At 56.2% G+C, this 12,986-nt stretch carries 4 protein-coding genes; 2 read left to right on the top strand and 2 right to left on the bottom strand.

The annotated features are described in order from the left end of the window. Positions 1-428 precede the first annotated feature (428 nt). Both Fuma_RS08805 and Fuma_RS35895 read left to right on the top strand, forming a co-directional pair. Positions 429-6,914, top strand: a complete 6,486-nt coding sequence (locus Fuma_RS08805; RefSeq protein ID WP_077023803.1) for a two-partner secretion domain-containing protein — start codon at positions 429-431, stop codon at positions 6,912-6,914. A gap of 6 nt (positions 6,915-6,920) precedes the next feature. After that, positions 6,921-8,876 (top strand): YDG domain-containing protein, encoded by a 1,956-nt coding sequence (locus Fuma_RS35895; RefSeq protein WP_338030031.1) that lies wholly within the window; start codon positions 6,921-6,923, stop codon positions 8,874-8,876. 110 nt (positions 8,877-8,986) lie between these two features. Here Fuma_RS35895 and Fuma_RS08795 read toward each other — a convergent pair whose 3' ends face one another. Together Fuma_RS08795 and Fuma_RS08790 are read right to left on the bottom strand one after the other, a co-directional pair. Continuing rightward, positions 8,987-11,491, bottom strand: coding sequence for a transglutaminase TgpA family protein (locus Fuma_RS08795; RefSeq protein ID WP_083731909.1), 2,505 nt, complete (start codon positions 11,489-11,491; stop codon positions 8,987-8,989). Continuing rightward, positions 11,488-12,957 carry a DUF58 domain-containing protein gene (locus Fuma_RS08790; protein WP_077023800.1) on the bottom strand — a complete coding sequence of 490 codons (1,470 nt, stop codon included), beginning with the start codon at positions 12,955-12,957 and terminating at the stop codon, positions 11,488-11,490. The genes Fuma_RS08795 and Fuma_RS08790 overlap by 4 nt, the downstream gene beginning before the upstream one ends. Positions 12,958-12,986 lie beyond the last annotated feature (29 nt).

Here is a 12,986-nt window from a genome sequence, read left to right as displayed (position 1 = left end):
CTATCCGCATTGTCAGGTCGGCGAAGAATGAGCCGAATGTTGATACTGCCCGGCGCGATGGCGGCAACTTACCAGGTGCGACAGTCGGTCCTAATCGTCCCGCAGGACTGAACGATATGCCACTTGGCGCGACCTCGGTTGGATGGTTCAGCCACGACATGCGTAGAAACGTCTACGCCAATGCGAAGGCCGATCAATATGGGAAAAACTTCGTACTCCGTTGGAGCATGTCTTTGTCTGCAGCACATACAGAATCCATCCGGGCTGCATGCCAGCTGACTAAAACAGCCCTGCGGGTTAGGGAAGCGTGGCGAACAATGCCAGCGCCGTTCGATCAGCCTAGTGCGATCTCCTTGTGTCTTCGCCGCGGCATCCCAGATGACTCAGGACACGGCATCACCCACCCACGTTGAACAGGCTTTGAATAGATGATTCCACGCAACACTAACTGGCACGCTGAATTCATTCACAACCTTGAACTGAAGTCTCGAGCCCACGCCGTGGCCCGCAGAAACGAATATCGTCGTCAGCGATCATGGTCCAGAAATCTACGCAAGCGTCTGGCTACGCTGTTGGCCGCCGGTGCGATTACTGTCGGTGGAAGCCTGGACTGGAACGCTTCAGCGCGAGCAGAGCTGCCGACGGGAGCAGACGTCGTAGCTGGGGCTGCCATCATCAATTCCGGCGGGCCAGTGATGGACGTCAATGCGACGTCGACACGGACAATCATCAACTGGAATCAATTTAGCATCGGTTCTGGTAACACGGCCAATTTCAATCTGCCTGATTCCAGCAGCGCGATTCTGAATCGAGTCACCACGCCCGACATGCCGTCGGTGATAAACGGAGCATTGAATTCCAATGGGAATGTGATGCTGGTTAATCCCAGCGGCATCATGGTTGGTGCATCTGGTCTGGTAAATACGAATGCGTTCACCGCGTCGACGTTTGACATTGCTAACGACAAGTTCATGGCAGGCGGTGCGCTGACATTTTCCGGCGATTCGGCTGCCGGCTTAGTGAACAATGGAACGATCAACACGGGAACTGGCGGTGCTCACCTGATCGCTAACGACATTTCAAATAATGGTTCAATTACGTCTTCGGGGGGGAATATCACGTTAAGTGGCGGTGGCGAAGTGACTCTGAACAACGGTGTTACGTACGTGCAGCCGACGTTGGAGACTCTTAGCAGCGGCATCAGTCCGACCGCCGGGTTGATCCAGAACACGGGCACGATCCGAGCCACCGGTGCGGCGACTTCGGGCGGGGAAGTCTATCTGGTTAACCCGAACGGAAAAATTTTGCACGACGGGACGATTGCGGCCCATCGCGAGCCGACGAGGCTAGCCGCCGCGCCCGGCGAGACATCCGCGGCCAGCGGAGGGGGCTCACAGGGCGCACACGTGCAGCTCGAAGCCGACGAGATCACGCTTTCTGAAAATTCGTCAATCGATGTCGCGGGCACCGATGGCGGTGGAACCGTTTTGGTTGGTGGCGATTGGCAGGGCAGCGGCAACATGACTCAGGCAACGTCGGTCACAATGGAAGCTGGCGCGATGATTGATGCGTCGGCGACTAAAGGAGGCGACGGTGGGACGATCGTACTGTGGTCGGATGTGGCCAATGCCGAATCAATTACCAAAGCGTTCGGAACTCTGGTTGCTCGCGCTGGCGAAGTGTTTGGCGATGGCGGCCAAATTGAAACATCGGGGGCAAGAATCGAAACTGATGGGGTTTCCGTTGATGCGGGCGCTGCAAACGGAAACGGCGGACACTGGTTGATTGATCCCTACAACTATCTGATCGATGCGGTTGCGGCCAGCAATGTCGTCAGCGCTCTGAACACAGGCACCAGTGTGACTGTCACTACGACAGCCGACAATGCTTCTTACGGAAGCTCAGGTACAAACACCGAGCTTGGTGACATTGTGGTCCGCAGTGACATTGTCACCGGAGCGATGTCGGGCGACGCAACACTGACCTTGCAGGCTCACCGCCATATTAATGTTGATGCGAATATCGATGCGACTCAAAACGGTAACACAGCGAAATTGAACGTCACGTTGCTGGCTGACTCGGATCATTCCGGCGATGGCATTAATATCGTGAACGGCGATTCGATAAAGACCAACGGCGGAAGTTTGACCTTCGGTGACGGCAGCACTGCGACGATCGGCGGATCCAGCGTTCAAGTCGGTGGTGACGTTTACATCAGCGGCACGGCCGCTCAATCGTTTGAAACCGGCGGCGGTACTATTGCGGTCAATGGCGAAACGATTTTGGCGAACACGAATGGTGTCACGTTTGACTCTGGCGACGGAGCCATCGTCTTTGGTGGCGTCTTGAACTCAGGCAACCAATACACGGGCGTCACCAGCACACAGACGTGGGTAGGTGCTGTTGCTCATGCAAAGTCGGGAACTGGCGACCAGTTGGGTGATACCTACCTGGCAACGATTACGTCCCGATTAGAGAACGCAATCGCCGGCATCGCAGTCGACTATGCTCCTTCCTGGTTGGGAGGTAGACGTGTCACCGGCATCGGCACGGATTCGTTGTGGCGTTGGGTGACTGGTCCAGAAGGATTACAAGACAGCGGCAACGGTCTGGTCTTTGCGACCGGCAGCCATGGAGCGACTCCTGTCGACGGAGCCTTTACCAACTGGAATTCGGGAGAACCGAACAATTCTGGCGGAAATGAAACTGTTGTCCAGTTTGTTGGGGCGGCAGGAAACTGGAACGATCTCCCTCTTAACTCATCAACACTCACTCAATATGTACGCGAAACCAACCTCGCGCCAACTGCAGTCACAATCAACGCCGGCAGCGGAAGCGTCACCTTCAACGGCGGCATCGGAGGCAGCAAGGCACTCGCGTCGCTGGACGTGACCGCGAGCCAGGGCATTGCTATCAACGGAGGTCAAGTCAATACGACTGGAACGCAGACTTTCCACAGTCCCGTCCTGCTGGGTAACCACACCCATTTATCGACTATCCAAAGCGATATTGTCTTCGACTCAACCGTGGATTCCAACAGCACCAGCACCCCCTGGAATCTGACAACGACAATCACACCTGGCAACGTCTACCACTGGGTCGACTGGACGACGTGGGATGCCGCCAGCAAGACAGCGACGGGAACAATCACGGTTGGCTCCGATGTGATTACCGTCACATATCACAACCCTCAAGGGATCTACGGCATCCAAACATCGGGCGGAACTGCCTATTGGACCGGGCGAGGTGGTGGAGCCTTCGCTGGCGAGTCACCTTATGTCAGCGACAACGTGGCCAACGGTCCCTCCACAACGGACCTGATTCAATTGCGGTATGCTGGCTCTCAAACGTTGACGTTCAGCGAATCCGTCGAAAACCTTGCATTCAGCATCATGAGCATGAACGGCAACGGCTACGGGTTCGATCAGGATTTCACGATTGAATCCTATTCGGGATTAAACGGTGCTGGCCCCGGCTACTTCGGCGGTGGCACGATGACCAAAGCCATAGTGGGAGACACGTTTCAGCTTAACGACGGCGGAATCAACAGCGCCAGCGATGGGCATAGCGAACCGCACGGGACGATTCGCTTCGGGAATGCTTTCAGTGAACTGACCTGGAACAGCCTCAGCGACGAAACCTGGAACGCGTTCTCCGTCGGAGTCAGCGGAACCAGCTCGACGGCCGGCAGCGTGCAATTCAATGGTGCCGTCGGCAGCAACGCAGCACTGGGTGACATCACCGTCAACGCCGCCGTACAAACGACAGCCAACATTGCTGCTGCGTCTTCGTTCGACGTCACTGGTCTCGCCAACCTGGGTGGCGACATCACAACATCAGGAGATCAAACATTCGGCAGTGCCGTCACACTGGGCGCCGATACGGCGTTGACCACGACCAGCAATGGAAACGTAAACTTCGTGAGCACAGTCGATGGCGATCACGACTTATCTGTTGAAACCAGCGGCACAGGCGACGTCACGCTTAACGCAGCGATCGGAGCTAACGAAGCTTTATCGGGATTGACCATTACTACCGATGGCGTTGGCGCAGACGTCACCGTCAAATCCAGCATCGTGGTCGAAGGAGACGTTTCCATCGGCGGCGGCGACGTTCTTATTGGCGGCGACGTCACCAAGTCAACCGCAGCAAACACAACTGTCAGTTTGCTGGCGTCGGGCAGCCTGACCGTTGATAGCGGTGTGACAATCGGTACCGCCACCGACACGACTGACTTGGCTGTTGCAAGCGGCACGTCGGGGAATTTTGATGGACTTCTTATCGGCAACGGAAGCCTGACGAAAAGCGGCAACGGCTTTCTAAGAATCAATACCGTTCAAACCTACACGGGCGACACAACGATCCACGATGGCATCTTAATGCTGGGGGCCGACGATGTTCTTCCCGATCTAACGCGGTTGATTGTCAATGCAAACGGCATCCTAAGCTTAAATAGCTTCGACGACACCGTGGGTTCGATCGAAGGCAGCGGCCTGATTGAAAACGGTTCAATCGTTCGGGATGGAATCGTGTTGTGGCTGGATGCTGGCAATGGTGCTTCGTACGATGGCACCGGAACCACGTGGAATGACCTGAGCGGAAACGGCTATGACGGCACACTGTTCGGCGACCCGACTTACAACGGTTCGAAGCGGCAATTCGAGTTCACCACCAATGCTCAATACGCTCAGCTGGGTGCGTTACCTGCCGATTTTCTGTCGTCCGGCGACGGAGTTCTGGATGGACTCACGCTGTTTACTGTCGCCGATTTTGGCACAGCCAATCTTTGGGAACGCATCGTTGACTTTGGTAGCGGCGATCCGACCGACAACATCATCTTGTCGCGTTTCGGCAATACAAATGCAGTCAACTTTGAGCTGTATCCAGGTTCCGGCGGTGAAGAGCACAAGGTGGACCTGACGGGCACCAACACGTTGATCACTGCTGGCGGTGGCACTCGCAGCTACGCCGGTACGGCTGACGGTACAAACTTCCGTCTGTTCGCTGACGGAAACCTGGAGATTACGACGGCAGAGACAGCGTTGCCGAATGAAGTCGAGCTGAGCAACAACTACATCGGCAAGAGCAACTGGTCCGCCGATGATACACTTCGTGGTTCGATCGGAATTGTGCTGGTTTATGATCGAGCACTCTCCAGTTCTGAAGTTCAGCAGAACCACTCGGCGTTGATTGCCCGCTCGCCCGCCACGCTGACGGTCGGCGGTAACAACCTTGACACAACGTTTAGCGGTCAGCTTGAAAATGGTGCCGACACGTTGAATCTGACCAAGATCGGCACTGGCGCACTGACGCTAAGCGGGAACAATGGATATTCGGGCACCACGACGATCAATGCCGGTTCATTGATTGTCGGCGCTGGCGGAACGAGTGGCACGTTGGGCACTGGCAACGTTATCAACAACACTGACTTGCTGTTCAACCGTAGCGACGACTTCACCATCGTCAACGACATTAGCGGCACCGGTGACCTGACAAAACAAGGCACCAACGAACTGACTCTGACTGGCGACGCGACATATTCAGGTGAAACTGATGTGTCGGATGGTTCGCTGGTCTTCCAAAACGACGTGGCTCCCGCGATAAGCGGATTCACTGGCAGCGGTTCGGTAACGATTGAACCAACAGGAACCAAGTTTAGCGGCGCTGTCACCAGCAACTACGGTATTGCCGATACGATCACTGGTCTGACCATCGGTAAGGATGGCAATACGTCCGATGTCACCGTCAACAGCGTGACAAACATCAACGGAGACGTATCGCTTCACGGCGGAAACGTCGCAATCAACAACACGTTGACGACGACCGCCGGGAATAAACTCACGATCGACGCCTCCGGCGATGTGACTCAAACGTCCGCCATCACGACCGACAGCCTCGCTCTGCAGGGAACGGGTAATTTCACGATTGGCAACGCTGGGAATTCGATTGGAACGCTTGCCGGCGGCGAATCCGGAACGCTTCTTGGAAATGTTGCCGTGACGAATCCCGGTGCATTGACGGTTGGCACCGTGGGAGCTCAAAGCGGAATAGTGGCAAGTGGTACAATCAATATTGCCACTCAGTCCGGCGACCTGACGATCGCTCAAGACATTTCGACGACAGACACATCTGCGTCGGCGATCACTCTAAACGCTGGACAAATCACAGCCGCCGGAACCGCAACGGGCGGCAACCTCGTTCTCAGCAATTCGCCTTCGATCACCGTTGGCACGGGCGGACGAGCCACCCTGTACACCGGCAGCGTTGCCGACAGCATGGGCCTGGCCGAACTGTTGAACAGCGGCAGTGGTCGCTTTCGTTACAACAGCGACGAATCAGCGACTAACTTCTCGCTTGCACTTGGCTCCGGCGTATATGGCGTCTATCGCGAACGGCCGACAGTCAGCGGAGCCGTCGGTAACCAGACGGTGACCTACGGAACGGCACCCACTCTTACGCCGACCATTACCGGAACTGTCAACGGCGACACAACGGCTCAGGTATTCGGCGCTGCTCCAACTATTGACGTAGGCGGTTCAACATCAACCAGTGGCAACTACACAGTCGGCGATCACAGCCTGACAATCTCCGCCGGAGCCGAACAATTGGGTTACGCTGTCAACACGTTCACCGGCGGAACACTGACCGTCAACGCCAAGTCGATCACGACATCGATCGCCATCAACGGCAAAGTCTACGACGGCACCAATGCCGCAACGATTACTGCTGGTGCCAACGGCACAATCCTGGGGGATGCGGTTACCGTCAATGGTTCGGCGGCGTTCGACAATGCCGATGCCGGCACCGGCAAGACGGTCACCGTCACGGGAATCAATCTCACAGGTGCCGATGCCTCAAACTATGTACTGAATTCCACGTCCCATTCCGGCACGGCTGATATTACACAGAAGTAAGTCAGCATCAGTGGTCTGGAAGTTGCAAACCGAAGTTATGATGGCTCCGCCGTCGCAACGGTCGACCACAGCGGAGTGATCTTTTCCGGCAAGGTTTCCGGTGATGAACTGACCGCTGCCAGTACCTCGGGAGTGTTCGATAACAAGAACATAGGCACGGGCAAGACGGTTACTTTGAATGGTACAGTCTACGGAGGATCCGACGTGGACAATTATTCCTTCGTCGACCAAACGACCACGACGGCGAACATCGTCGCGAAGGAAGTCACGGTCAGCGGCATCGCCGTAGGCGACAAAGTTTACGACGGAAACACCACGGCCACGGTAGATTTCAGCGGCGTTGCCTTCGACGGCATCGTTAGCGGTGACGAATTGACCGCCAGCGGCACGACAGCAACGTTCGGCAACAAGAACGTCGGCACCGACAAGACTGTTGCTTTGGCTGGAACCACGTACGGCGGAACGAATTCCGGCAACTACAGCTTCACCAATCAGGCAACAGCCGTCGCCAATATCTCGCGATTAGACAGCGTCATGTGGATCGGCGGGGCGGCCGGTGATTGGAGTGACCCGGCCAACTGGGCGGGCGGAGCGATTCCGGACCTGGCGAACGTCGCGCATGTGATCATTCCGAACGGCGTGACACCGACATTCAACAGTAGTGTTGCTGGCCCCGTCGATATTGATTCACTGACGGGCGGCAATTTTCAGATCGACAGTGGTACGCTAAACGTCGCGCAGGATGCCGCGTTGGATGAGTACACTCAGAACGGCGGCGCCTTCAACGTCGGCGGCAATATGAGTGCCACCGAATTCGCACAAAACGGCGGCTCGCTGGGAATTACCGGACGGCTGGATGTGACCAACAGCTTCACACAGTCGCCCACTGGCACCATCGATGTCACGGGAGATGTCGAGATTAACCAATCAATCGGTGATCTGCAGGTTGAGAATCTATCTGGCCATAATGTAAACTTAAATAGCCCCAAAGGCGGCGTACGATTGGGCGACATAGACGCGGCGGGAACGCTTGCCGTCACCGCAGGCGACGGCAACGTGGAACAACTGCCGGGTAAGAGAATCAAAGTGACGGGAACGTCCAACTTCAACGCTACTGGTGACATTACACTCACGAACTCCGACAACGATTTCGTCGGCCCGGTGAATGCCAATGGCAACAATGTGGCCATTACCGATGGTCACGGAGGCCTGATTCTAAACGACATAACCACTGTTGGCACCTTTGACGCCACGTCGACGGGCGGCCCCATTATCCAGGACGCCAGCGGCACGATGACGATCAACGGGGCGGCCACGTTTAACGCAACAGATGGTAGTTCCCCAGCAGATATTCAGTTGGACGGAATAGATAATGACTTCCGCGGCGTCGTCAACGCCAGCGGAGGGCACATCAGTATCGTCGATGCTGGTGGTGGCGTTCTGCTTGGAACAATCGACGCTAGCGGTCAATTGGGGGTACTGTCCAACGGTGGCCCCATCATACAAACACCTGGAGGTTCGGTACGAGTAGAGGGCGAATCGTCGGTCACAGCCCAGGCGAACGGCCAACCAAAGAAAGTCATATTGAACAACAAGTCGAACCACTTTGGAGGAAAAGTGAATATCGACGCTGATACCTTCGAGCTTGATGACGAGGACGGCAAAGTGGCGCTTGGCCGAGTTCGGTCTTCCAGTATGGACAGTGTGCTGAACCAGGCCACAAGCGCCCTGGCGAGAGACACGAACACTCGCTACACAACCGAAACGAACTCAGGCACCGGCATTTTAAACGTTGTCCAGCGTTACGGACAAAAATGGATGTCGCAACTCGCAGAACGATTGTTTGGTGACCGCAATAATTCAGTTCCCGCCATCACAGAAGAAAGCGTGCAGAAGGTCGACACCGACGTCTTTTTAAACGTAGCAAATAACACTGATGAAGGAACGCGTGGCAGGAATTGATGTTCCTTTGGGGGAAAGAACAACCTGAGTTCCGCCTCGTTATGTGACGCCACACGACTTCAACCAAGCTTTGCTGGGCGACTGGACGGAGCCACCGGAGAGATCGCGGTCTACGTTCCTTCGGTGGCTCGTCCGCTCAGCAATTCGGTAAAGCGGCCCACATCGCTGCGGACGGCAGCGACGGCGTCGTCGCCTAGTTCTGCCTGTCCGAAACGCACTCTGTTGAAGGCGTGAGCAATTCGAGTTGGCAGCCGTCGGTCTTCCTCGTCCGACAAGCGGCCGGAAAAGTATCGGATGGCCATTAGCGCATTTTCCTGAGCCGTCTGGTTGTTAGGAAACTTCAGCCCGTGCCGTTCGCATTGGCTGCAGAACGTTTCGTAGAACCGCACAACGGACTGCTGTCCACGTCGGCCGGGACGCAACCAGCGGAACAGTCGTCCCAGAGCTGATCGCAGAATATGGTCCGGGCGTCGTTGGATGGCGAGTCCCAAAATCAACAACAGAAAGAACGTGACTGCACCGGTCTGCCAGCTCACCCATTTTTTAGGCTGCAGGATCACTTCTTCGTAGAACATCTTCAACGCGGCCCACAGGCCCTGTTGGCGAATCGTGTCGACTGCATTCTTCACTGAATCGACCAACGGTTTTGCCATTGCCTCCTGTTGCTGAAGGCTCATTTTCTGCACGATGCTGAACCAGTTGTCAGCAAAGGCAGCCTTCAGATCCATCCACCAGCTAAGTGTGCTGGGTTGAGCGACGCCTTCTTCACGAGCAGCGGCGGGCGTCGGGTCGACGGTTTCCCACCGATTGTGCACATAGGCTTCCAGCCAGGTGTGAGCGTGTTTTTGTTTGACTTCCCACCGGCCGGTCACGGAATTTTCTTCGCAGCCTTTGTAGCCGTTGACAATGCGAGCCGGAACGCCGACTGCCTGCAGCATCAGAGCGGCGGCTGACGCGAAGTATTCGCAGTGGCCACTCTTCCGGTTCAGCAGGAAATCCTCAACTGGATCAACGCTATCGTCAATCACATTTGCGGCCAGCGAATATTGAAACCGTTCGGCCGAATTCAGGTACGCCAGCACCGAATCAACCCTGCGTCGTTCGCTAACCAACTGACCATCCTCGTTCGAACACACCTCAATCGCCAGTTTCGTGAGCGACGGCAACGACGAGGCCAGGTCGCGAGTAATGCAACGCTCTTTCGCAGTTACGGATTCGAAGGATTCAAACGCCGTGAGGGGCCGCAAGAGTTCCTGCGACAAATTTAACATGGCTCGAACGCCGGACGAGGGCCGGGAGAGATGATGCTTTTGTCCATTTGGTGGCTTCGAACACCAGACTTCGTACGTGAATGGTTCCGCTCGAAACTTGTTATCCAGATTGTTATGTACCAGAGCGTAAGACAACATTCGCTGTTCGATCTGACCGTGCTTGCTTCCTCGGCGACCGCGATCAACCAGGCTCACCACGTTGTCTGCCGGCAGCGGGGCGAAGGCGAAGGTAGCGATGGGAGGATCCTGTGTGATCCGGACGCGGAAATCCGATTGGCGACGGGAACTCCGAAACCAGCGGCGAGTTTCAAGGTCGCCGACAGATGCACTTTGCCCACCGCCACTTCTCCACCGGCCGTTGCGGTAATGGCCCATCGCGTTGCCTCGAAAAAGTACTTCGTCCATGTTCATATGCGTGGCAAACTCGTCCGGCGTCAGTTCCTTCCCACCGACGACTGTCGTGAATTCGACGGTCTGCACACGCTGGTCAGACTGCATAATCTGGCCGATTTCGCCCAGCTCCACGCTCTCTGTAAAGCCGGTTCGGTGACCGATCGCGCCTTGAAGTTCTGAGATTCCTCCGAGTGCTTCGTTGACCCAGACTCGAGGAAAAACGGCAAACGCAAACAGGCCGACAAACAGTGACGACACAAAGGCGAAGCTGACGATGCCGCAAAACCGCCATCCAACCCAGGGTTCGTCAGAATCGATGTGCAATCCATTTCTAACGTCCACCGTCGAACGCACGGTCGCCACAGATGCTGCTGTTTCGCCGTCCGACTCCGTGGACAGGCTGTCTTCGATCGTTCCACCGCCGCCCGTGGCTGTTTCGTCCGACCGCCGCATCCGCAACTGAACTCGGTACAGCGTAAACACAGAAAGTGTCCAGATCATGACCAGCAGCGTCAGCACCAGTAACGCGCCGAAGGTCGGGTTGGTCGTCAAGACAGAGGCCACCGAAACCTGCAGAACGCTTAACGTGGCCAGCCACCAAAATTGGCGGATACCTTTCTGCATCAGCAGCACGACCCACGTCATGTAGACCAGCAGGTGAGCTCCGGCAAGCAGCTTGCCGAGCAGATTATTGTCGTAGAATTCGTAAGCCATCGACAAAAATGCGATAACGCCTAGCAGATTCGCGCCGGTAACGGATAGCTTCAGATACTTCCTGCGGTCGACCACGGTATGGGCGGCCAATACAACCAGCGGAGTAAAGGCCGCCGGCCAGGCCGCTTCTTCCGCGTACGCCAACACTAACGCTGGCAGGCTGACCATGACCGCAACACTGCGTAAAAAGATTATTTCCACACCCGCCGAAGTCTTGCTTGCTGTCGACATGCTCATACCGCGGCACCTCCGGTGGTGACGTCGTTCTGGACAGTCACTGTTTCAATTTCCGGTAGCGCGAACGTTCGTTTCAAGCGAGGCACGCTGGCCTCAACGATCGTGGTTTGCTGCACAAGGTCGATCCGGTCTGAAAGCATCTCCCTGGAAACCGATGCCAATGCTTCCTCTGCGATGGCGGGGCGAGGTGTGATGAGGACGATTCGTTCGTCGGATAAAGTGTGCTCAGTCAGCATTTCGGCTATCAATTTCTGCAGGTCGGCTTTTGCCGAACGTTTGCACACTGCCAGCGCGTCCAGTGCTTCTTCGCGAAATCCGCCCGGTACGCGACTGGTTAAAATCATTGGAGTTGCGCTGGCGATGCCAAGTAGATAACTACTGCCAGACGAGGCCCTGGTTTGTTCGACACAGATCGTCGCGGCAAGGCTGATGGCCATTTCCGATGCTTGACGCGGCCAGCCTTTGATTTCAGGCAGGTCCAACAGCACCAGCGAATCGCTTTGACGGTTCTGTTGATGTTCGCGCACCATCAGCTGGCCTCGCCGAGCGGTCGATCGCCAGTGAATCGAACGAGGGTTATCGTCGCTGCGGTATTCGCGAATGCGGTGGAATTCGTCGTCGAACAAACCCGGCCGTGAATGAACTCGGACCGAAGATTCCGCCAGTTCCTTTTGCTGCCGTCGCCACGAAGGCAGCAGCTGACCGATCTTGGGATGCACGATGACTTCCGACGTTTCCGCGATCATCTGACCGCGTTCGCCGATTCCCAGCGGAAAACGCGACGACACTCGAGCCGGCCCAATCGTGTAGCGGCCACGGTCTGAAAAACGCAATTCGTAGCGGCCGGTTCGAGCGGCCTTCGGTGGCACTCGAACAAACGCCACCAGACCTTCGACATCGTGAAGGCTTTTCCTGAGATTGCGGCCGCTGATCCGATCGCGTACCTCCAGCATATGAGACGCCAGCAGTCGCTTGCGATTGCGTACCGTGATTTCAACGCTCACGTATTGGTCGACGGTCGCTCGACGTGGCACGCGGCGCTCCACCGTGATGCCTTTCAGCATGCCGTACACGATCCAGCCGTTCAGAATGAACGGACCCGCCATCATGCCAAAAACGAGCAGCGGCATGTTTCGATGCCCCATCAACGCACCCACCGCCAGCGTCAGCATAATCGCTAGATAGCCGATCCCTTCGCGCGGGATCACAACGCGAGATCGCTTTCCGGCGCGAACCAGCACGCGATTCAGCTGCCGTCCAAAAATTATGTTGCCGATTCCCAGAACCAGCATGATTGAGCCCAGTATGATCAGCAGCTTGCCGGAGACTCCTCGAATTTCGGGAAACGTCAACGGCAGCACGTACGCTCCAAGAAAGCACGCGAACGCAGCCAGCAGTTGCGTGAGTGCTCCGGCAGTCAGCGAAAACGACGGCGCTAATCCGTGACGATCGGATTTCTTCTTCATGCACGTTTGCCTTCAGACGCGGGCCAACC

This window comes from Fuerstiella marisgermanici (genome assembly GCF_001983935.1).
GTDB lineage: Bacteria > Planctomycetota > Planctomycetia > Planctomycetales > Planctomycetaceae > Fuerstiella > Fuerstiella marisgermanici.
Note: the sequence above shows the minus strand (reverse complement) of the source record. Positions and strands in the feature narration are given on the sequence as shown.